We start from the raw sequence: 23,053 nt of genomic DNA on the forward strand, positions 1-23,053 counted from the left end.
GCAAAACCCCAGTTGAGTGATCGGCTGGGGTTTTTGCGTTGAGGCCAGTGAAACGACACATACCTGGGCGGCCCCCACCGATGGTATTGTGGGGCTTCCCCATGTGAGAGTAGGTCATCGCCAGGCATTGAATAAAGCAGAACCCCAGTTGAGTGATCGACCGGGGTTTTTGTTTGTTCATGCTTTGTTTGTGCAGTAGGTAAGCCCCAGACAAGAAGTCCGGGGTTTCGGGTATCATGGAGTAATTATCCAAGAAACGCCTGATAAGCCTTATTATTCGTCTCCTCGCAATAGTTGTATTCTAAGTCAGCCAGAAATTTGGCTATGTGCTGTCTCTCTGTTTCTGGTACTTCCAGACCCACGGCGACGCGGCCATAGGCAGCACCATGGTTTCGGTAATGGAACATACTGATGTTCCATCGGGCACCCAGTTTATCCAGGAAGTTGAGCAGGGCTCCCGGACGTTCCGGAAATTCAAAACAATAAACCACCTCATCCTTCACTGCTTTACTGTGGCCGCCCACCATATGGCGGATATGCAACTTGGCCATCTCGTTTTCACTAAGGTTCTCTACCGGATAACCTTTCTCTTTCAATTCATCGATCAGATTATCGATAGGCATCTGATCAGGATGAACTTGGACACCTACAAAGATTCGGGCATTTCTGGGATCATGGAAGCGGTAGTTGAATTCGGTGATATTCCTTTTACCGAGGGTTTCACAGAACTGTTTGAAGCTGCCTGGTTGCTCAGGGATGGTGACAGCGATGATCGCTTCGCGCTTCTCACCCAATTCTGCACGTTCAGAAACATAGCGCAGACGATCAAAATTTATATTGGCGCCACTGGCTATAGCCATCAGTTTTTGATGACTGGCACCTGTCTCACTGACATACTTTTTGAGGCCAGCCACACTAGCTGCACCGGCAGGCTCACAAACCGAGCGGGTATCATCAAAGATATCCTTGATGGATGCGCAGATTTCATCAGAGCTGACCGTGATCACTTTATCAATGTATTGCCGACAGAGCTTGAAGGTTTCTTCACCGATCTGTGCTACGGCAATACCGTCGGCAAAAATCCCCACATGAGGCAATGTTACCCGCTCATCAGCTTCCAGAGCTGCTTTCAGGCAGGCAGATTCTTCATACTCAACGCCGATGACCTTGATATCGGGACGCAGATATTTGATATAGGTCGCTATACCCGCTGCCAAACCGCCTCCACCGACAGGGACAAAAACCGCATCGAGCTGTCCAGAATGCTGACGGAGAATCTCCATGCCGATCGTGCCCTGACCGGCAATCGTGTATGGGTCATCATAAGGATGAATGAAGGTATAGCCCCGCTCTTCAACGAGTTTCATGGAGTAAGCCAGTGCCTGATCAAAGGTATCGCCATGAAGGATGACCTTGGCTCCTCTGGCTTCGCAAGCTTTGTACTTTATTTCAGGAGTAGTGCCGGGCATCACGATAACGGCTTCGATACCCATGGTTTTGGCTGCCATAGCCACGCCCTGGGCATGATTACCGGCAGAAGCACAGGTCACCCCGCGGGCTTTTTCCTCGGCGGTTAACTGGGCCATCTTGTTGTAAGCGCCCCGGATTTTAAATGAGAATACGGGTTGCAGGTCTTCACGCTTCAGAAAAACCTGATTATTCAAACGCTTGCTGAGAAAAGGAGCCTCATGAACAGGAGTCTCAATCGCCACATCATAAACTTTGGCTTCGAGTATCATTCTTATGTACTGATGAGGCATGGGACTTCACTTTCTTAATAACTTATCTTGGTTGGACTGATTCTAAACAGCCATGTACGCAAGAAACAATCTTTAATCGTGTTCAGATAATAAAAGGTTATACGGAATTTAAGGTATTTAGTTCAGCGGGGGCGTATTTCTGGGGGTATAATCCCCGCTTCATTGTATATGACCGCAAGGTAGAGACATGACCCAGGACGAGCTGAAGAAGGCGACTGCCGAGGCTGCATTGCAGCGGATTCTCCCTCATCTGGAAGATGATATGATCATCGGTATTGGCACGGGGTCCACGGCCAATTTCTTTATTGATGCTCTGGCAGAGCACCGAAACAGTTTTGATGGTTGCGTAGCCAGTTCAGAGGCTTCTGCCGATCGTTTGAAACAGCACGGCATTCCAGTTTATGACCTGAACAGTATCGGTGAACTGCGCTTTTATATTGACGGGGCCGATGAGTCCAGTGATCACCTGCATCTGATCAAAGGCGGAGGAGCGGCCCTGACAAGGGAAAAAATTGTGGCTGCAGTGGCGAAAGAGTTTATCTGTATTGCAGACGAGAGCAAGCTGGTAGACGTGCTGGGCGAATTTCCGCTACCTGTTGAGGTTATTCCTATGGCTCGCAGCCATGTTGCCCGAGAGTTGGTTAAGCTGGGCGGTGACCCCGCTTACCGGGAAGGGGTTATGACGGATAACGGCAATATTATTCTGGATGTATGGAATCTGAAGATTACTGACGCCATAGGTCTGGAAGAAAAAATCAACCAGATTGTGGGAGTCGTGACCAACGGTTTGTTTGCGGCGAGACCCGCTGACGTGCTACTGCTGGGTACTGCTGAAGGGGTTAAGACCATCAAGCGCTGAGTAACGCGAGCCGGGTGCAAACCCGGCCATTTTTCCTGACATCTCAGCATGAAAAGTTATTCATCACAGGCACTGATAAATAATGTTTTCTTGACTCGTAGCTGTTAGAAAATGGAATTCAAAAAAAAGTGAAGTGAAGCCAGGACGCTGCCCAAAGAAAGTGACAGTATAATCAGTTCGCCGGTGTTCAGTTCATGATCCTGAGTATTGTGTTGTTTTGTATCCATACTGCTTCTCCCTACATCTTGTTATGAGCATTCCCTTGCTGGATATTTACACTCTAGGTCTGTAATAGTTCTGCCGCCTTACGACGTTGGTAGATATTTAGACTTAAGTCGAAGAAAAAAGTTTGGAAAAAAAAGCTGCTATGACTGAAAAAAATCCTTAATATAACTTTTCGAGAGAAAGAAGGATTTAAATAATCAGAAAATGGAATTAGGTCCTTTCCAAGAGAACAACAGCATGATAAGAAAAATGAACAAAACTCTGGCCGCTCTGGCGGTATCTGCCGCCGTAGCAGGCGCTTCCGGCTTGGCTCAGGCCGCCGACACTATAAAAATCGCTTTGGCTGGCCCGGTCACAGGTCCTGTAGCCCAGTATGGTGATATGCAGTTCAGTGGTGCAAAGATGGCTGTCGAGCAGATCAATAAACAGGGGGGCGTCAATGGCAAGCAGCTGGAAGCGGTGGTCTATGACGATGCCTGTGATCCCAAACAGGCTGTAGCGGTTGCCAACAAGATCGTTAATGACGATATCCGCTTTGTAGTGGGGCACCTGTGTTCTTCTTCCACCCAGCCTACTACCGACATCTATGAAGATGAAGGCATCCTGATGATCACCCCCGCCTCCACCAGCCCGGATATCACCAGTCGTGGGTATGAATTGATATTCCGCACCATTGGACTCGACAGTCTGCAAGGACCTACTGCAGGTAACTACATCGTAGAAAGCATCAAGCCCAAGCGCATGGCGGTCATTCATGACAAGCAGCAGTACGGTGAGGGCATTGCAACAGCCGTTAAGAACACGGTTGAAAAAGCCGGTATTGATGTAGCTGTCTTTGAAGGTGTCACATCAGGAGACAAAGACTTTTCGGCACTGATTGCCAAGTTGAAGAAAGAAGATGTCGATTTTGTTTACTACGGTGGCTACCATCCTGAGCTGGGTCTGATTCTGCGTCAGAGTGCGGAAAAGGGTCTGAAGGCTAAATTCATGGGGCCTGAAGGTGTTGGCAACAAAGATATTTCAGCCATTGCCGGTCCTGCTTCAGAAGGTCTGCTGGTGACATTGCCGAAGAGTTTTGATCAGGATCCTGCCAATGCCACACTGGTAGCTGCTTTCAGAGCAAAAGGTGAAGATTCATCCGGTCCTTTCGTATTCCCTTCCTATTCTGCCGTTCAGGTTATGGCTGAAGGCATGGAGCTGACCAAGAGTGAAGACCCGGACGAAGTAGCCGAAGTTTTGCGTTCAAATACCTTCAGTACGCCAACAGGTAACCTGGCCTTCGATGGCAAGGGAGACCTGAAAGACTTCAGCTTTGTCGTCTACGAATGGCATGCTGACGGAACTAAATCTGAAGCTTCAAAATAAGAGCCCGACCGGAAAATACCATCGACTATAACTGTGTTGGTATTTTCATTAAAGGGAGTGGTCTGCTCAGGCCGACATTGAAATGTTCAGTTGTCGGCCTGTTTGTAACTCATCTCCCACCTCTCAATCCCTGTTCAATCTCTTCCACACTGGGCAACTGCGATTGCAGATTTTCCGGCAGTGACTGAGTGAGCTGGTATTCCGAGACGCCAATGGGCTTTTGCATATCGCTGAGGGAATACTCTGCTACCAGCTTGTCTTTGTTCTTGCATAGCAGGATGCCAATGGTGGGCGCATCGCCCTCTTTACGCAGCTGTTCGTCCACGGCCCTGATGTAAAAGTTCAGTTTGCCTGCGTGTTCTGGTTCAAAATCAACCGTCTTTAGCTCAATCACCACATAACAATGCAGCTGGGCATGGTAAAACAGCAGGTCGATATAAAAATCCCGTTGTCCTACCTGTATATGATACTGCTTGCCCATATAAGCAAAGCCAGCCCCTAATTCCAGCAAAAACTGGGTGATATGCTCGGTCAAACCCTGCTCAAACTCACGCTCGTTGTAGTTTTGGGTCAAGCTCAGGAAATCAAACACATAGGGGTCTTTCAGGGTCTCTTGTGCCAGATCAGATTGTATGGCTGGCAGGGTGGTACTAAAGTTACTGACGGCCTGCCCCTCACGCTGCCAGAGGCTACTTTCTATCTGGTGAGTCAGAACACTCCGGCTCCAACCGTATTTGATAGTGTTCTGCACGTAATACAGGGCTTCCTGCTTACTTTGGCATTTATTAATAATCAGTTGATTATGCCCCCAAGGTATTTGGGTTAATTGTGCAACAGGCTGTTGCGCAATTGACCTATCTTCAGACCAGAACGTATACCATTGTCTGATCAACTCAAGATTTCGACGAGAAAACCCTTTGATTTCAGGAAATTCCGCCATTAAATCCTTACTGAGCTGTTTCAGGAAGCCGTCGCCCCAATTAGCTTTGGACTGTCGACGAACAATGTCCTCCCCCAGTTCCCAATAAAAAGCCAGTAAGGTCGAATTCACCTGAACAGTTGGAACTACTGAACAGGAGCCTAACGAGTTATTACGTTTTTATTCGGCCTTAATCCCAATGGAATTAATAGTTCCAAGCTTTGATTGTAATTTTTACGGATAAATTACACTTTTTTTGTAATTACATATAACCCTATCTGTTCTATGCTCTTTAACCTAGGATATATGAGGCATTGAGCTATGACTGAAGTATCGAGGTATGAGTCGAAACTGTTTATTCATCATGCACTGGAATCTGTAAAAAGTTCAGGTGGGAACCAGAAACAGTTAGCTAAGTTGTTGGGGATTGAAGAGACTCGGCTTAGCGAAGCAAAAAATGGTAGATACTCTATTACCCCATCCGCTAAGCAAATGATTATTGAACATTTTGGTATGCCAAGACCTGGAAAAGGTGTTTATGTCAAAGGTGAGGTTTATGACAGTCTCGATGAGTTCATATGCAACTATGAGCAATCCAGTTTGGATAGGCACTTAAGTCGCTTAGCTAAGACGTTCAGTAGGTCGGACTATCAGGAAATTGCTTGTGGTTTATTCTATTGCTTGGTTGATAATGTAAGCGCTTCAGAAAAGCGCGATCTGAAAATTAAGATGATCAATGGTATTTTAAACGATGATCGCTTTGTAGAGTGGGGGAAGAAAGTAAGTTCGTATATTTATGGTGTTGAAAACCCCGCTTGTAATTCTCATAAAAGCTATGATGATCCGCCTGAACCTTTACCAGATTTTTCTTCTGAGCTAGAAAATGATCTGCTGAAAGGTTTTATTGATAGCGAGAGGAAATTATTTTCTTTTCCTAAAGGAAGGGATATTCATAAAGAAGAGTTTCGGAACACCTTTTATTGGCTGTGGCTATTAAAATACCATATGCCTGAGTTCAAGTTTGGTTTTCCTTTTGATGTGAAAACTCATCAGATGAAACAGATTGTTCTTACTGGGCGTGTAATAATGGATGACACCCATCAGACTGAAAAGGTTCGAGATATCAATCTTCACAAGGCCAGCGAGGTATCCACTCAATACAGCAGATACGAAAAGTTGGGTCATGTGCCTTATCTTGGGAGATATGTTCATCCGGAAGTAAGTATTGATCCACAATCCAAAATCAATTCAAAACCCGACTACTGGCCAATAACCCATCTCAAGTTATTTATGAATGAGTCAATGGAATATCACCTATGGATTAAGCTGGCCAGAGATTATCAATATAGTGATTCTCCTCAGATGGCAGATGAACGGGATATCATCATACGAAAAATACATTGGAAGGATTTATTTTCAGATATCGAGAAAATCAGAAAGTGGGTTGGCGCGGCTAACAGTCCAGAAGAATCTATCAAAACACAGATCGCGCTAGCTGGTGGATTTATTCCTGGTGCTGAAGTCCTTTGAGTCAGAACAAATATGGAAATCTTACCCTGCACTTCAGCAATGAAGCCCAGTGCAGGGCACTCACTCACCCCTTCAACATATCAAACACAACCCTGGCAAAGCCCCGAGCCAATTCAGGGTTGGAAAGATACTGCAACATCATTTCCTGTTGGGCTTCGTTGCTGTCCATTACAGCGTCATCAATGGCTTGTGGGAAGTCACCGAGCAGTGCTTGTTCAGCGGTATTGTTCTCAATCTGCTTCATCACGGTTTCGTTTTCGGCCAGTTTGTCCCGAACGGTGAAGGCATAACTGATCAGATCCGCATCGGTGAGGTTGTCGGTAATAAACATCTCATTCAGCCGTGCCACAATCTGGGATAAGAACTCTTCTTTCTTGTTCTTGGGTTTGGCTGAACCAACATCGCTGGAGGGTTCCAGTTTATAGCCCTCAGCGTCTTCCTTCAGTTCCCTCTCTTTTAAAGAAATGGCCTGCTGTCGAATCCTGGACAACCGGTAATGGCTCATCACCACGTTATCCAGGTCGATGTCATCTTCCTCGATGATTTTTTCACGGAGCAATGGGCGCAGATAGCGGGCGAAGAGGCTGAGTTTTTCCAGATCCTTGTCGTCGTAGTCCACAATCTGGGACATAAACTCGTAGAAACGGGTGAAGGTGCCTAAATCCTTCTTGAAGATTTCCAGCCGGTCTTTTTCCTGCTTGCACTCTTTGAAGCTGTTCTCTGCATTCGCGATCAGCACGGCATCTTTGGTCTTCTTGGTGCGTTCGAACATCTCTTTGGCAAGAACATAAGCCTCTACGGCGGAACTGTACCTTTTCTGCCAGCGATCCACAGCGGGCTTGCAGATATTGCTCACCGCTGCATTGCTTTTGCTCTTGGAAAGAAAAGCCTCGCAGAACTGTTCGACTTCGTTCCGGGTAAAGATACCGCTGGCGCGGAGTTTTTCGTAAAGGTCGAATACTTTATCCGGGTCTGTCACATCCGCCAGTTCAGCGATTTGGTAATACGGCTGAAACGCGTCCAGAATCTCTTCCGGCTCATTGACGAAATCCAACACAAAAGTGCCGCACTCGGCTTTCCCGGGGTAAGTACGGTTCAGGCGGGACAGGGTTTGCACACATTCAACTCCCCCCAGAGGTTTGTCCACATACATGGCGCAGAGCTTGGGTTGGTCAAAGCCGGTCTGGAATTTGTTGGCGACCAGCATAATCTGGTAGTCGTCGGTGTCGAAGGCTTTACGCATGTCCCGGCCTTTTAGCGCAGGGTTCATAGCGGTTTCAGTAAATTTTTGGTTCAGCAGAGCAGCGCTGTCCGGGTCGTCTTTGTGAAATTCCACCTCGCCGGAGAAGGCAATCATCACGGCGATCGAGCTTTTGCGCTCTGAAAGATATTTATCAAACGCCAGCTTATAACGCACCGCTTCCTTACGGGAACTGGTGACCACCATTGCCTTGGCCTGACCACCCAGCAAGCCCATGACATGCTCTTTGTAGTGCTCGGTGATGACTTTCACCTTCTGGGAAATATTGTACTCATGGAGCCGCACCCAGCGGTTGAGTTTTACCTTGGCTTTTTTGCTGTCTACCTCTTCGTCCTTGGCCTCTATTTTTTGGGCCAGCTGATAAGCCACCTTGTAGTTGGTGTAGTTTTTCAGCACGTCGAGAATAAAGCCTTCCTCAATGGCCTGGCGCATGGAGTACACATGGAAGGCTTCGGGCAGGTTCTTCTTGGAAGCAGGCTCATTGGGCTTGGGCAGGCGACCAAACAACTCCAGAGTTTTCGCCTTGGGTGTCGCAGTGAACGCATAGTAATTCAGGTTGCTGCTGCCCCGGCGTGAGGCAATGGTTGCGTCCAGCATATCTTCTGAAGACAGTTCTTTGTCCTCATCCCCATACTCTTTATCAGAAGAGACACCCTCCACCATCAACACTTCTTTCAGCTTGCGGGCGGTGGAGCCGGTTTGTGACGAATGAGCTTCGTCGGCAATCACGGCGTAACGGCGTTCCTTCAGTCTGGTACTGTTCTCAATGGCCGCCAATACATAAGGGAAGGTTTGGATGGTGACAATAATAATCGGTTGAGCACTCTCCAGGGCCGCTGCCAGCTTCTCCGACTTGGAGCCATCGCCTTCTTTTTTGTTGATACGCCCCACTACACCGTCGGCGTGTTCAAACTGGTAAATGGTGTCTTGTAGCTGATCGTCCAGCACGGTTCGGTCGGTAATGACTATCACCGAATGGAACTGCTTATTGCCTTCGTCATCATAAAGAGTGGAAAGCTGGTGGGCAGTCCAGGCAATGGAGTTGGATTTACCGGAACCGGCACTGTGCTGCACCAGATACTTGTTGCCTGTGCCTTCCGCCCTGGCCGCTGCAATCAGCTTGGTGACTACATCCCACTGGTGATAACGGGGAAAGATCAGGGTTTCCTTTTTCGACTTGCGGCCTTCCCAGTCTTCCTTCTCTTCGATCTGCAAATGCACAAACCGACCGATAATATTCAGCAGGTTATCGGGCAGCAGTACCTCGTTCCACAGGTATTCGGTGGCGTATTCATTCTTGTCTTCGGGTGTCTCATTGCCAGCACCGCCTTCCGCCGTGCCTTTGTTAAACGGCAGAAAGAAGGTATCGCTGCCCGCCAGTTTAGTCGCCATATACACTTCGTACTGACTCACGGCAAAGTGCACCAGCGCCCCCCGTTTAAAGGTCAGCAGCGGTTCTGGTTTGCCGGTTTCCGGGTCTTTGGGTAGACGGGTCTTTTGATATTGTCGTTTAGCGTTTTCGATGGCCTGTTTGAATTCCGATTTCAGCTCCAGCGTTGCCACGGGCAAACCGTTTACAAACAACACCAGATCAATGCGCCATGCCTTGGCTTTTTTACCGGTTTCTGCCAGATGTGCGTCGACGCCTTCCCCCTCGGGGGAAGGTTGGGATGGGGGGACAAGATTGACATAAGGCGAATAAACCAGCTCCGGCACCACACGACAACGGTTTTCTTTATAGCGGGCCAGCGTATCCGGGTTCAGGGTATGTTCCGGCATAAACTGACACAGGGAGAACCGGGCATTGCGAATCTTCAAACCATGACGCAATACGCCCAGTGTGCCAAAGCTGCGAAGCTCCTTATCAATGGCATTAGAGTCGGCTTTCTTTAACTGGTTGACCAGATGGCTGATAAAATGCTGCTCCGAATCCACCGGAAAGCTTTTGCAGAACTTTTGCCATTCCTTCGGCTGGGTGTTCTGAACAAAATCCAGCACATCGCTGGTATACAACGCCGTTTCCCGGTCGTACTGATCACCACTGCCCAGCAGCCAGCCTTTGGCTTGCAGGCGGGCGATCATATCGTTTTGGAATATCGATTCGGTGGTGCTATCCATATTTCACGGTCTCAAAATGGCACCTAAAGGTCTCTATCTGGGACTTTTCAGGGATTATGCAGACAGTGTCTGCACAATGTATCAATCTGGCTGAATTGTCTCCACACTGCGGAGACAATTCGAGGATTCCACTATTCAGTTTTATCGAATTTTGCGTAAAACCCCTCGCTTCAGCGGGGGGATGTAAGCAACGAATCCGCCAGGATTCGCTATGCACAATGTTCGAAGTCGATCAGGGTTGTGCTTCTAGCGCTTAACCTTTTACAGCCCTTCTTAATTTTTGTGCTGGTTATTGTAGTTTTACCTTCTATATCCATCAATACAGCATATCCTGTAGACATTCTACCCTTGATAAATCCTTTACCCTTTTGGGTATTTACATAGTCGAACTTTTTAATGCCAAACAACTTGCCAACAGGAATTTTCTTTTCTGATCTCTGCCCTTTGTGTAACTGATAGTCACCTTTAGAGACATGAACTTTCTTATACACAATTGGACTCGGTTCAACCAACTCCCCATGTTCACAGCAAATAGCTACAGCATCATTGAAATGAGTTTTTGGTAATTTTAAAATCGTTTCACGCTTGAATTTTGTCTCATACCCAAAGGTTTCTTTGAATGACCAGTTTTTCTTTAGCACTTCCTTGATGATGCTGACTTGGGTAGCGTGTTTAGTCTTGCTTTTCTGACCCTTAATCTCAAATTTCCCATCGTGTAAATCCTTGTGGCACCTTTCACATAGGGTTATTAGGTTACCAGGCTCATCTGTTCCACCATTTGATCGAAATACAATATGATGAACGTGTAATTTTTCACTATGCTTAACCTTCTGTTTTGAATGACATTTGTATCCATCACGATCAAGGACATAGGCTTTGACGTTGTAATAATCCTTCTGTTTTCCTTCCTGATAGCCCCTTCCCGACACTTCAGGGTTGGTTATCTTGTGAATGTCAAAACTGGCCGTTTCTACATTCCATCGGGTAACAGGTAAAATCATTTCAACCTGTTTCTTTTCCCTGAAATGGGACTGAACCTTAGACCTTACTGAAGGTGGAAGCCTTCCGAACATGGTTGAGTTTTTCCGGTTCAAAAATCTGGGCTTTCTGTATCGGGTTTTTCTGTTACGTCTATTGCTCCGATACATTCTCCTTTGATCCATTTTTTTCTTAATATCGGTTCTAAGCTTGACTTCAGACTGATATACAACCTCTCCATTCGATATAGCTGAACAGCCGATAACCTTAGAGCCGGTATCCATACCAGCCACTACAGTTTGCTTATAGCCTGTAGAGCCAAACTGTAGCTGTATAGTGAATGGTGTCCTTGAAACAACCCTAGCCTTACCCTCTTTCAAGAGCTTTCTAGCCCGTTGGGGCTTGCATGGCATTAATGGTTCACCATTCTTGTTGAGTACGTAAACTAGCATTTAGTCTACCTCCTTCGAGTTGTGCTTACGCTGATTTGTAGGATCAAACCAGCTTCAGACTTCCTTTCGACCAGTTATAACGGCTTCGCAATGTGGTTGACTGTCTATAACCCAATAAGACTGTTTACAGAGCCACGATAGAGCAAGGAACTAAGGCGACATTCCAAGGTATCTACATCCGAAATAACGTTTACTATTTTTGCCTCTCCTAAATAGTGGTCTAGTCAACAAGGGCTTTTACAAGCCCGTTCCTTTAGGGACGGGTAGTTGACTCTCAATACGTTTTCGGGCGTTGCTGACGGCTTCCTGAAAGCGCTCTTCCAATATTTCTTTGGAGGGTATGTTGGTGAGATAGTCTGCTACATGGATACCGCTTTTATCCAGTTCAAGTAATTCAATTTGCTTTTGCTTCTTACCTGCACAAAGAATGATGCCGATAGGGGGGTCTTCTCCATGCTGACGGTCATATCTATTCAGCCAGCGTAGATATAACTCCATCTGTCCTTTGTACTCAGCTTTAAACTTGCCTGTTTTCAGTTCAATAGCAACCAGTCGCTTCAGTTTTCGGTTATAGAACAAGAGATCAATATAAAAATCATCTTCATCAATTTGAACTCGGTGCTGGCGTGCGACAAAAGTGAAGCCCATACCCATTTCTAACAGAAAATGCCCCATTTCCCGCAAAATAGCATCCTCAAGATCTTTTTCCACGTAGGTATCATTAAGCTCAAGAAAATCCAGAATGTAAGGGTCTTTCAGAACGATATCCTGATCGGCTTTCCCTTGATCCCTCAGCATTTTCAGATCGTGAACGATGGTTTCTTCCGGATTTCGAGATAAGGCAGTACGCTCAAACAGCATGGAATCCATACGCTCGCTGAAGGTGCGGACAGACCATCGCTCCTGAATCGCCATGGTCATATAGAACTCACGTTTTAGTGGGTCATCAATGTAAATCAACAGTTTCAGGTGTGACCAGCTCAATTGTCTCCACACTGTAGAGACAATTTCATCAGCCTCACAGATTTCGGCAAACTTAATACAATGTCTCAATTGCTGAGGGCTCCAGCCCTTACCAAACTGCCCGGAGAGCTGGCGGGACAAGTCGGAAATAACCTGTTTGCCGTAGTCTGCCCGCTTACCCTTCAGGATTTCCTGCTGAATACGCTGACCGACCTTCCAATAGAGTGCGGTTATCTCGGCATTGAGTGCCACCGCTGCCCGTTGTTTGGCTCTTTGTATCAGGTTCTTGATTTCGCCGAACAGGTTACCTGGCTCTTTTGATGAAGCGGGTGTTTTGCTCATACGGTGGCCTCTGCGGGTTGTTCTTGTTGTTGTGCTTCTGGTTGCCAGTCACGTACGTCGATTTTGCCGGTGACGGCGGCGGAGATCAGGGCTGTGCGGCGTTCCATTGATACTGAAACAATTAACTCTGCCTCTTCAATTAACTTGTCGAATTTTGCATTGATCTCACGCAGATGGTTAACAATTTGATGTTGTTCATCTATAGGGGGAAGAGCAAAATGAAAACCCATTACCGCAGATTTAGTGATATTGTTTGCCATCCCTTCAGCACCACTAATAGCTTGCTCAATATTTTTACGCATGTATGTTGAGTTCATCAGATAGGTAAAGAAAAGGCAGTTTATTTTATCATGAAAATGCAGCCGGAAAATCTTGTCCGACAATAAGATTTTAGGTTCAGTCTCGTAAACGTAGGCTACCGATCCAATAAGGTTCACTGAGCCACTGGCTCGTGACATTAATACATCGCCAGCTTTAACTTCATACTGTATGAATGGTTCTATGTTTTCCGGCAACGCTTTATTTTCACGATAATTATACGAACCATTGTTTACACAGCTAGTTTTTAAAACTCCCCACTGATCACTGATAGCTTCCCTGTTTTCACACTCAGGACTTTTCCCCTGCTCCATATCGCAGAGTATTCTTCTGACTTGCATTGGAATCCAATGCTCCGGCACTTCCCCAAGCCACTCCACACCGGAGTCCTTCATCGGTGCATCCGGGTTCAGCCCCTTGGTGATGGCATGACTGATCACCGCCTGTCGTTTTTCTTTCAACAGCCGGATCAGGGATTGCTGCTCTTCGATCAGGGTGTCGATTTTGGCGGTTTCGTGGTCGAGGAAGCAGGCGATTTGTATCTCTTCATCGCTCGTTGGAGCAGCATAGGAAAAATTAACAAACGTGTCTTGGTAGAGGTGAACGATTGTGCTGCCGGTCTTGTTGTAATCAACAAAATCAGTAAAAACCTTTGACTGAAGGAGCCAATAATAGAAGCGAGTAGAAAAATTATCGTGAGTCGGTCGGACGACAAAAACGCCACTATTAAGAGTTGCTTTCTCATTATTCAACCCTTCTACTAACGCTACTTTTCCGATGGTTCCATCTTTCGTTAATAGAAGATCACCTTCTTTTAACTGAATGTATGGGTCCTGCTCATAACGAGCCTCGTCGCAGTGGTAACAATTTTCCCATTCTATTCTAGAGCCTCGGAAGTCACTACCCGTCACCAGGTAGGGACCTTCATCTGTGAAGTCATCTGATTTCAGACCGTGCCAGCCAACACGAGCCTTAACATAAGCCTCAAACTTTACTCTTGTAAGTGACCAGCTCTCTGGATAAGAGCCAATCCAGATAACATTTGAATCCTTATATTCCAAATAAGCCGCATATTTTTTGCGCTCAAGGCTGTTTCCATCCATCACAACTAACCCCTCAGTCCACGCTCGCTGTAGCTTTTGGTCAGGGTAAGAAAGTCAAACACGTAGGGGCCTTTCAGAGTTTGCTGAGCCAGATCGGACTGCACGGCTGGCAAAGTAGCACTGAAGTTACTGGGCACTGCCCCTTCCCGCTGCCATAGACCACTTTCAATTTGATGGGCCAGTACGTTGCGGCTCCATCCATATTCGAGGGTATTTTGCACATAATACAACGCTTCAGCCACACTTCGGCATTTGCTGACAATCTTCAGATTGTGCCCCCAGGGTATCTGGATTAATTGGCCAACAAGCTGTTGGCTTTTTGTCGCTTCGTCGCTATAGAACAGATACCACTGGCGGATGTACTTGATGTTACTCAGGTAGAAACCTTTGATTTCAGGGAATTCTGACATCGTGTCTTTACTGAGTTGCTTTAAGAAACCATCGCCCCATTGAGAGCTGGCCTGTCGAAAAATAATCTCCTCTGCCAGCTCCCAATAAAAAGCCAGTAAAGTTGAATTCACCTGAACGGCTGCTTTTAGCTGTGTTGACATTACCTTCTGTTTCAGCGCTTTCAGCCAGTTTTTGTATTCGCTGTCAGGTGTCTCTGTGCAATCTCTCAATGTCTGCTATCCTCATTGCTCAAACAATAAAACAGGTAGTATTTATGTCACTGGAACATCGTGTAGAGAGACTTGAAAACCATTTTGAATCGCTGGATAACGCTGTACACCGGCTCATCGAGATTACCGGGGAAACACAGAAGATTGTGCTCGAAAACCAGCGAGAGAACCGGTTGCGTTTTGACAAAATAGAAAAACATCTTGGCGAACACGACAAACGGTTTGACCAGCATGACCGTGAACTCTCAAATATTAAAGCTGCGATTGGTGCGCTTACTGAAGCCACCCATGCAGGCTTTAAACGAAGCGACGAAAAAATAGACCAGCTGGAATTACTCATCCGTCAACGCCTCCCCAACAACTAACACGCCACCTACCAAAAAAATCCAGTGGATTGCCTGTCGGCAACCACTGATTTAAAGGGTACAAACTCAAACTATCGGTTTTCTTGTGTTTGCTCATGAGTGAACCTCCTGTAACAGACTCATGATTCTAGCACTCACCGCATCCAGATCAGCATCAATCGCTTCCAGCGCACGGGGCGGCTGATACACATAGAAGTGTCGGTTAAAAGGAATCTCGTAACCCACAATACCTATCTCACCATCCTGGGCATCGCATTTATCGGCATTGATCCAGGCATCGGGTACATGGGGAGCCACTTCCCGGTTGAAGTAAGTTTCGATCAGGATATGGGTGGGCATTGATGGATCAAGAGGAATATTCTCGTTATCCCGCAGGTCGCCATCGGTCTGGAATTCGACGACTTTGCCTTTGTATTCGAATGCGCCGTACAGTGGTTGGGCTTCTTCTTCCAGTACCTTTTTGATAACAGGTTCGGCTTCGGGGTTCTTGCGGGTGATGGCATCGAGGAACTGCTTTTTCTCTTTGGCATCCAGCTTCAGGTTGGCGGCTTTGAGGGCGGCTTTCAGGTCTTTATCGAACTGGTTAAAGTCGTTGGACAGTACCGTTCCGACTGTATTTTGCAGAGTTTGGGCTTTCTCCATCAGCCCCCGCTGGAACAGCCAGAGTTTGTCGTTCAGTACCTCTTTGATCTGCTTCTCTTTCAGTTCTTTAAAGTCTTTTTTGATTTTGGTGCGGATGGCTTCTTCATTGTCTGCCAAGGTTGTATGACATTCTGTGCCGAATTCTTCAACCATCCAGCGCATAACGGCGTTATACGGCCTGGGTGCATAGCGTAGACCCGTTACAGCGTCATCAGTAATCTGGGCGGACAGGCGAAGTGGGCGTTCCACGGTAATACGACGGTAGCCGAATTCATGACTGTCGAAAATTTTGGCGGTAAAGTTTTCTTCGGATGCTTCTGTAAAGGCTCCAAAGTTTTGGGTAATGATGCGACGGTCAGCTTCACTCATTATGTTCCGCTTGGAACCCAGGGACTTACGCATCTTGCCGCACAGGTTTACGCCGTTAATCAGCTGCACTTTACCTTTGCGTTCATCGGACTTTTTATTGCTCAGCACCCACACATAGGTAGCGATACCGGTGTTGTAGAACATGTCTGTAGGCAGGGAGACAATGGCTTCGAGCAGGTCGGCTTCGAGAATATAACGGCGAATCTCGCTTTCACCACTGCCTGCACTGCCGGTAAACAGCGGCGAACCGTTGAGGATAATGCCGATGCGGCTGGGGTTCTGGTTCTCTGGCGTGATGTCCCTGAACTTGCTGATCAGGTGCATCAGGAACAGCAGCGAACCATCGGACACTCTTGGCAGGCCGGGGCCAAAGCGACCGTCGTAGCCTTTATGTTCATGCTCATCTTTAATGGTGCCTTCGATCTTCTTCCAGTCCACCCCGAATGGCGGATTAGACAGCATGTAGTCAAACTGGTCGCCACTGAGGTGATCGTTCGATAGGGTGTTGCCCAGTTTGATGCGGCTGACATCTTGCCCCTTGATCAGCATATCGGCTTTACAGATGGCGTAGGATTCAGGGTTCAACTCCTGGCCAAAGGCTCGCATCACAGCATCTTTATTGTGCTCGTACACATATTCCATGCCAGACGACAGAAAGCCGCCTGTACCTGCCGTAGGGTCGTAAATAGTGCGGATAATGCCTTCCTTGTTCAGGGCATCGTCGTCTTCCATAAACACCAGGGAGGTGGTGAGTTCAACAATGTCCCTTGGGGTGAAGTGTTCACCGGCCGTTTCGTTGGAGGATTCAGCAAAGCGGCGGATCAGCTCTTCAAACACCAGGCCCATTTCGTGGTTACTGATGGCCTTCGGGCTCAGGTCGATGGTGGCAAACTTTCCCACTACCTTAAACAGCAAATTGGCTTCGTTCAGGCTGCCGACAAATTCATCGAACTTGAAATGCTCAAAAATTTCACGGGCATCTTTGGAAAACGACAGAACGTAGTTTTCCAGGTTGTCCTTGATGTCACCCTGGCCCATCTTCGACAGGTTCATAGGTGAGGTATTGAAAAACGACAATCCAGAAGCACGCAGCAGCATCTTCTCCATACCCTCTTCAGGCAGGTTCATAGCCTTCACTTTTTCGTGCTGGGCAACCACTGCTTCCCTGGTGGGCTCCAGAACACATTCCAGGCGACGCAGCAGGGTAAACGGCAGGATGATGCGCCCATACTGGGACTGCTTGAAATCGCCCCGCAGGAGGTCGGCTACGGACCAGATGAAGGCGGCAAGGTTGTTAGAGGTTTGGGTGTTGGGCATATCTTGACCAGATTGGACTTTTGGCTGGCAGGAGGGTCAGCAAAAGTGACGATTTGATTGACATTGATGCTGCTAGAGTACATCAAATTCTGTCATCAAGTCTTTACTAAGTTGTTTCAGGAATCCGTCGCCCCAGTTAGCCTGAGCCTGTCTACGAACAATGTCCTCCCCCAATTCCCAGTAAAAAGCCAGTAAGGTCGAATTTACTTGAACCGCTGCTTTGAGCTGAGTCGACAGTACCTTCTGTTTCAGAGCTTTCAGCCAGTCTTTATATTCTTTATTGAGGCTCAGGTTAACGGTTTGGTTTTGCTTATTCATGAGTGAATCTCGTGTAATACGGCTGAATTCAGTTGCAATACGGCCCTGATCAATGGGGAATTTTCCGCCAGCTATTTTTTTGTTCCATCCCTACCAAGAGCCTTTGTCGTGTGAGAGAATCGGCCCGACATTGAGGGGTTTTTTATAGATCTTCAGCCCTGACATATGGGTTTTGACCCAGATAGGTCGAGGATGATATTTCGCAGACTTTCTTGTGGCTGAGTCAGAGCAAACCCTCTGAAGAAAAGTAAAAAATAGTAGAAAAAACAACGTTTACAAGAATAAAAAAACGAGGTCGTGGAATGGGGGATTCAGGTTTTTACCTTATTCAGCAACTACTTAACGGTTTGACGATAGGTAGTACGTACGCTCTGATCGCTATCGGTTATACCATGGTGTACGGCATTATTGGCATGATCAATTTTGCTCATGGTGAGATCTACATGATTGGCAGTTACATCGCTTTTGCGGTACTGGCCGCGTTAGCGATGATGGGAATAGACAGTGTTTCACTGATGCTGGTTTCCGCCTTTGTCATCAGCATCATTATCACCAGTACCTATGGTTATGCTGTTGAAAGGGTTGCCTATCGGCCCTTGAGAAACAGCAACCGGCTGATTGCCCTTATTTCTGCCATTGGTATGTCTATTTTCCTGCAGAACTATGTCCGTCTTGCCCAGGGGTCAAGGGATATAGCTATGCCTGGCATGATCAGTGGTGGCTGGACTTTTGGTCCTGAAGAGGGTTTTCACGCAACTGTGTCGTACATGCAGTTAATCATCTTTGCGGTGACGTTTATTGCCATGACGGCTCTGACTCTGTTCATCTCCAGGTCAAAAATGGGGCGGGCCTGCAGAGCCTGTGCTGAAGATCTTGGAATGACCGGGCTGCTGGGAATCAACACGCATCAGATTATTTCGATCACTTTTGTTATCGGAGCGGCTCTTGCCGCGGTAGCGGGTGTATTGCTTGGTATGTATTACGGGGTAATCAATCCTCACATCGGTTTTATGGCAGGTCTTAAAGCGTTCACTGCTGCCGTGCTGGGAGGAATCGGAAGTATACCCGGAGCTGTGTTGGGTGGTTTGATTCTCGGCGTCACGGAGGCCTTCACTGCGGGTTACTTCAGTACGGAATATAAGGACGTTGTCGCCTTTAGTCTTCTTGTTCTGATTCTTCTGTTCAGACCCTCAGGTATTCTGGGCAAGCCGGAGGTTGAAAAAGTATGAAATCATTACGCTATACTCCGGCAGTGCTCTCGGCAGTCGTTTTGCTGGTTTTAACCAGCCTGATGATGGGGGTTCGTCTTGAGCCCTCGGGTGTTGGGCTGAAGGTTTCATTAGCTGATCCTTCTTCCCTCTTCTGGATAGCAGCAGGTGTGGCTGTTGTTTTCTTCTTTCAGTTATTCAGAGCGCCAATCGATCAGGGGCTTTCAGGAATAAAACAACAGTTGCCATCTATTAATGCAGCAAAGCTGATCAAAGCAACTGAGAAAAAAGAGGCTAAAACTCTTTTAATCTGCTTTGCAGTAGCAGGATTGATGATCTGGCCATTCTTTGTTTCCAGGGGCGCTGTGGATCTGGCAACTCTGGCTCTGATTTACGTCATGCTGGGACTGGGTCTGAACATTGTGGTGGGGCTGGCTGGTCTTCTTGACCTGGGTTATGTCGGCTTTTATGCCGTCGGTGCCTACAGTTATGCCTTATTGAATCAATATCTGGGCCTCGATTTCTGGAGCAGTCTGGTGTTGGGCGGTTTTCTGGCTGCTTTCTTTGGGTTTATTCTGGGTTTCCCGGTGCTCAGGCTTCGGGGTGATTATCTGGCCATTGTGACTCTGGGCTTTGGTGAAATCATTCGAATCCTGCTCAACAATTGGACGACATTAACCGGTGGTCCCAACGGTATCAGTCAGATTCCGAAACCGACTCTTTTTGGTCTTGAATTTGGACGCAGGGCGAAGGAAGAAGGGAATGCTCCTTTCCACGAATACTTTGGCATTGATTACAGCAGTGAGTACAAGGTGATTTTTCTGTACATACTGGCGGTTTTGCTGGTGATTGCCACGCTTTTTGTGATCAATCGACTGCTCAGAATGCCCATTGGCAGAGCCTGGGAAGCGTTGCGTGAAGACGATATTGCCTGTCGTTCACTGGGATTAAATCCTACGGCCATCAAACTGTCTGCATTCACCATAGGGGCTGCGTTTGCCGGCTTTGCAGGCACCTTCTTTGCTGCCCGTCAAGGTTTTATTAGTCCAGAGTCGTTCACCTTTATTGAGTCCGCCATCATTCTGGCCATTGTCGTACTGGGCGGAATGGGGTCTCAGGTCGGTGTCATTCTTGCCGCTGTGATTATGACCGTTTTGCCTGAGTTTGCCCGTGAATTCCAAGAATACCGGATGCTGATGTTCGGGTTAATGATGGTCTGTATGATGGTATGGCGCCCTGAAGGGCTGATGCCCATGAAGCGGCCTCATATCAAGACTAAATCGAGCAGGTCTGAGTCGGGCAGTCCGGTCAAGACAGCATCATTGGCCGAAAGCGTATAAATGGAGGAATCAGAATGAGTGAATGTTTACTGGACGTTTCTGATCTGAGTATGCGCTTTGGCGGACTACTGGCTGTTGATCAGATGGCGCTGAAAATCCGTCCGGGTGAAATCGTTTCCATGATTGGACCCAATGGTGCCGGCAAAACGACCGTTTTTAACTGCCTTACGGGCTTTTATCAGGCGACAGGTGGTTCTGTTCAATATAAAGGTCAGGCTATCGAGAAGGTACCGGGCTATAAAATAGCCCGGCTTGGTATCGTGAGAACCTTCCAGAATGTGCGTCTGTTTAAGGGCATGACCGTGTTGGAAAACCTTCTGGTTGCTCAGCACCGACATCTGAATACAGGGTTGTTGGCGGGATTGTTTAAAACCCCCGGCTATCGGCGTAGTGAAGAAAAAGCGATGGCGAGGTCTGAGTTCTGGTTGGATAAAGTGGGTCTGACCGAATTTGCCAATCGTGAAGCGGGTAACCTGGCTTATGGACAGCAACGCAGACTGGAGATTGCCCGTTGTATGGTGACTCAGCCCGAGTTATTGATGTTGGATGAACCTGCAGCGGGTCTCAATCCCAATGAGACGGCAGAGCTGGATCAGCTGATTTCAGATCTGCGACGGGATCATGGCGTTACTGTGTTATTGATTGAACATGATATGAAGCTGGTTATGGATATCTCTGACCGGATTTATGTCATCAATCAGGGACGTCCACTGGCGTCAGGTGTGCCGGAGGATATTCGCAACAACCCTGAGGTGATCAGGGCTTATTTGGGTGAGGGATAGCCGTGAGTTTCCGGCTGTCTTGCAAACGTATTTCTGTTATCTTCGATGACTCTTAATAACGGTCAAAATAAATAACAATCAGAATAAATAAAGGGCAGTAGCAGTATGTCAGCACCTGAACCACTTCTCAGCATTCGAAACGTGTCTACCTTCTATGGAAAGATCCAGGCTCTGGATGACGTCAGTGTGGATATCTCGGCAGGTGAGATCGTTACTCTGATAGGCGCCAATGGTGCTGGCAAGTCTTCATTACTGATGACCATTTGTGGTGAACCCCGGGCTGAATCGGGTTCCATACTCTACAAGGGTCAGGAGTTCTCGGGTCGTCCTACCTCCGAAATTATGCGTTCAGGCATTGCTGTTGTCCCGGAAGGACGAAGAATTTTCTCCAGATTGTCTGTTGAAGAAAACCTGACTATGGGCGGTTTTTTTGTCGATGGTGAGCCTTTCCGGAAAAACTATGAACATGTGCTGGAGCTCTTCCCCCGTCTGAAAGAGCGGCTGTACCAGAGAGGTGGTACTATGTCCGGAGGAGAGCAACAGATGCTGGCGATCGCAAGAGCCCTGATGAGCAGCCCGGAATTGCTGTTACTGGATGAGCCCAGTCTCGGACTGGCACCGATTGTTATCCAACAGATTTTTGAAATTATCGAACGTCTCCGGGAAGAAGGTGTTACGGTTTTTCTGGTGGAGCAGAATGCCAACCAGGCTCTGAGACTGGCAGACCGGGGCTATGTTCTGGAAAACGGTCGTATCGTGTTACAGGGTGGCGGTGATGAATTGTTGGCGGATGATGCTGTCCGGAAAGCTTATCTGGGAGCCTGACGCTTTTCTGGCGAAAAACAGCCAATCAGGTAGTCTGGATCATCAAAAGACCGCTCATCTATTCCTGCTTATGGACCCCCAAATGACGAAAACAGGCTCGACACCCGCGGGCATCAGGTTTTTGATGTTTTGCCAGCCATTTGGACGCCGACTCTGATCGCTACACTGGAAAGTGTAATGTTTGAATAGCGATTATGAAGTACGAGGTAAGCATTATGAAAGCTGCGAATGATCGACTGTCCCGTCAGGAAATTGCCCTTTTAACCTGCTCTTTATACAGCCTGATCGGCACCATGTTATGGTTGGTCAAGATGATTCATTGATTGGCTGAGAAGTCGATCTTTCCGATCTGGCTTGGGCCTGTTGTGAGACCCACCGGCTTATCTGACGCCAACATTATGAACACAGATTTATGCCGGATGGGGCTCAGTTTAACAGGATTTTCTGGTAGATATCCTCGACAGAAAACTGTGATTTTATAGATTCAAAATAAATCAATCCGATGGATGTCAGCTTCCTCCTGGTAATAAACCTGCCATTTACCCAGCCTTTCAATATCACATAATGGCGCTCAGAATCGACCATTAAATACTCGCCATTGCAGTGTTTCAATGCTTCTGCATACTCAGTCACTTTATAAGTCTCATCGACGGTTCGGGTTCCATGGCTCATAACTTCAATGATCAGGCAGGCATCCTCACCTGTCGTCTCAGTGGTCAATGATTCATTGCCACAACGTACCCACACGTCAGGGTAGCGGTAACTGACTTCCTTCTGTCCCTTGACCTTTAAACGCATATCCGATGAATACAATTCACAACCTTCTGGCAGTTTGCTATGTAGAAGAGTTGCCAGATTCAAAGTGATCTTATTATGGTTTGCCGTGTCGCCTGCCATAGCGACCACATAGCCACTGTAGTATTCATGACGAATCGTTGAAGTACTTTCGTAATTCAAGTACTCGTCTTCTGTCACGGTATCCATGATTTGTATTGCTTGATGTCTCATATGGGCCCCCATTTGAAGGTTTTTATATAAAAGTCAGCTTAGGTCAGGGCCGGTTCCTGCCCCTGA

The 23,053-nt window shown here is 47.3% G+C and carries 19 protein-coding genes; 8 read left to right on the forward strand and 11 right to left on the reverse strand.

Annotation, left to right across the window (positions count from 1 at the left end; all coding sequences use genetic code 11):
* Both KDK17_RS09980 and ilvA read right to left on the reverse strand, forming a co-directional pair.
* A partial coding sequence (locus KDK17_RS09980; protein WP_257287989.1) for a hypothetical protein occupies window positions 1-253 on the reverse strand: 253 nt, incomplete at its 3' end.
* Window positions 246-1,760, reverse strand: a complete 1,515-nt coding sequence (ilvA, locus tag KDK17_RS09985; protein WP_257287990.1) for a threonine ammonia-lyase, biosynthetic — start codon at window positions 1,758-1,760, stop codon at window positions 246-248. The genes ilvA and KDK17_RS09980, both read right to left, overlap by 8 nt.
* Before the next feature lie 187 nt (window positions 1,761-1,947).
* On the opposite strand from ilvA, the gene rpiA reads away from it, so the two are divergent.
* Together rpiA and KDK17_RS09995 are read left to right on the forward strand one after the other, a co-directional pair.
* Complete coding sequence (gene rpiA / locus KDK17_RS09990) at window positions 1,948-2,619, forward strand: ribose-5-phosphate isomerase RpiA (protein WP_257255080.1); 672 nt, start codon at window positions 1,948-1,950, stop codon at window positions 2,617-2,619.
* Window positions 2,620-3,081: 462 nt separating this feature from the next.
* Window positions 3,082-4,209, forward strand: coding sequence for a branched-chain amino acid ABC transporter substrate-binding protein (locus KDK17_RS09995; protein WP_306670695.1), 1,128 nt, complete (start codon window positions 3,082-3,084; stop codon window positions 4,207-4,209).
* A 109-nt stretch (window positions 4,210-4,318) separates the two neighbouring features.
* Here the strand turns inward: KDK17_RS09995 and KDK17_RS19540 are convergent, their stop codons facing one another.
* Window positions 4,319-5,260: a PDDEXK nuclease domain-containing protein gene (locus KDK17_RS19540; protein ID WP_257274499.1), complete on the reverse strand. Its 942-nt coding sequence runs from the start codon at window positions 5,258-5,260 to the stop codon at window positions 4,319-4,321.
* A 189-nt stretch (window positions 5,261-5,449) separates the two neighbouring features.
* Between KDK17_RS19540 and KDK17_RS10005 the strand changes: the two genes are divergently transcribed.
* On the forward strand, window positions 5,450-6,658 hold the full coding sequence (locus tag KDK17_RS10005; protein WP_257255084.1) for a helix-turn-helix transcriptional regulator: 1,209 nt from the start codon (window positions 5,450-5,452) through the stop codon (window positions 6,656-6,658).
* 64 nt (window positions 6,659-6,722) lie between these two features.
* On the opposite strand, the gene KDK17_RS10010 is transcribed toward KDK17_RS10005, so the two are convergent.
* The 5 genes from KDK17_RS10010 to KDK17_RS10030 form a co-directional block, all read right to left on the reverse strand.
* Window positions 6,723-10,037, reverse strand: coding sequence for a type I restriction endonuclease subunit R (locus tag KDK17_RS10010; protein ID WP_257287991.1), 3,315 nt, complete (start codon window positions 10,035-10,037; stop codon window positions 6,723-6,725).
* 209 nt (window positions 10,038-10,246) lie between these two features.
* Entirely contained in the window at window positions 10,247-11,467 is a 1,221-nt protein-coding gene (gene iscB / locus KDK17_RS10015) for an RNA-guided endonuclease IscB (protein ID WP_257287992.1), read from the reverse strand.
* A 237-nt stretch (window positions 11,468-11,704) separates the two neighbouring features.
* Complete coding sequence (locus KDK17_RS10020; RefSeq protein WP_257287993.1) at window positions 11,705-12,772, reverse strand: YhcG family protein; 1,068 nt, start codon at window positions 12,770-12,772, stop codon at window positions 11,705-11,707.
* Entirely contained in the window at window positions 12,769-14,193 is a 1,425-nt protein-coding gene (locus KDK17_RS10025; RefSeq protein WP_257287994.1) for a restriction endonuclease subunit S, read from the reverse strand. The genes KDK17_RS10020 and KDK17_RS10025 overlap by 4 nt, the downstream gene beginning before the upstream one ends.
* Before the next feature lie 5 nt (window positions 14,194-14,198).
* Window positions 14,199-14,813: a DUF1016 N-terminal domain-containing protein gene (locus KDK17_RS10030; RefSeq protein WP_257287995.1), complete on the reverse strand. Its 615-nt coding sequence runs from the start codon at window positions 14,811-14,813 to the stop codon at window positions 14,199-14,201.
* A 44-nt stretch (window positions 14,814-14,857) separates the two neighbouring features.
* Here KDK17_RS10030 and KDK17_RS10035 point away from each other — a divergent pair, with 44 nt between their 5' ends.
* Window positions 14,858-15,178, forward strand: coding sequence for a hypothetical protein (locus KDK17_RS10035; protein WP_257287996.1), 321 nt, complete (start codon window positions 14,858-14,860; stop codon window positions 15,176-15,178).
* Window positions 15,179-15,271: 93 nt separating this feature from the next.
* On the opposite strand, the gene KDK17_RS10040 is transcribed toward KDK17_RS10035, so the two are convergent.
* On the reverse strand, window positions 15,272-17,506 hold the full coding sequence (locus KDK17_RS10040; protein ID WP_257287997.1) for a class I SAM-dependent DNA methyltransferase: 2,235 nt from the start codon (window positions 17,504-17,506) through the stop codon (window positions 15,272-15,274).
* A 72-nt stretch (window positions 17,507-17,578) separates the two neighbouring features.
* Complete coding sequence (locus tag KDK17_RS10045) at window positions 17,579-17,824, reverse strand: DUF1016 N-terminal domain-containing protein (protein WP_257255090.1); 246 nt, start codon at window positions 17,822-17,824, stop codon at window positions 17,579-17,581.
* Between the two features lie 302 nt (window positions 17,825-18,126).
* On the opposite strand from KDK17_RS10045, the gene livH reads away from it, so the two are divergent.
* From livH to KDK17_RS10065, 4 genes are all read left to right on the forward strand, one after another.
* Window positions 18,127-19,053 carry a high-affinity branched-chain amino acid ABC transporter permease LivH gene (gene livH, locus KDK17_RS10050; protein WP_257255091.1) on the forward strand — a complete coding sequence of 309 codons (927 nt, stop codon included), beginning with the start codon at window positions 18,127-18,129 and terminating at the stop codon, window positions 19,051-19,053.
* Complete coding sequence (locus tag KDK17_RS10055) at window positions 19,050-20,372, forward strand: high-affinity branched-chain amino acid ABC transporter permease LivM (protein WP_257276164.1); 1,323 nt, start codon at window positions 19,050-19,052, stop codon at window positions 20,370-20,372. The genes livH and KDK17_RS10055 overlap by 4 nt, the downstream gene beginning before the upstream one ends.
* A 14-nt stretch (window positions 20,373-20,386) precedes the next feature.
* On the forward strand, window positions 20,387-21,154 hold the full coding sequence (gene livG, locus KDK17_RS10060; RefSeq protein ID WP_257255095.1) for a high-affinity branched-chain amino acid ABC transporter ATP-binding protein LivG: 768 nt from the start codon (window positions 20,387-20,389) through the stop codon (window positions 21,152-21,154).
* A gap of 105 nt (window positions 21,155-21,259) precedes the next feature.
* Complete coding sequence (locus tag KDK17_RS10065; protein ID WP_257255096.1) at window positions 21,260-21,979, forward strand: ABC transporter ATP-binding protein; 720 nt, start codon at window positions 21,260-21,262, stop codon at window positions 21,977-21,979.
* Between the two features lie 426 nt (window positions 21,980-22,405).
* Here the strand turns inward: KDK17_RS10065 and KDK17_RS10070 are convergent, their stop codons facing one another.
* Complete coding sequence (locus KDK17_RS10070; protein ID WP_257255097.1) at window positions 22,406-22,987, reverse strand: Uma2 family endonuclease; 582 nt, start codon at window positions 22,985-22,987, stop codon at window positions 22,406-22,408.
* Window positions 22,988-23,053 lie beyond the last annotated feature (66 nt).

The organism is Endozoicomonas sp. SESOKO2 (assembly GCF_024606245.1).
Lineage (GTDB): Bacteria > Pseudomonadota > Gammaproteobacteria > Pseudomonadales > Endozoicomonadaceae > Endozoicomonas_A.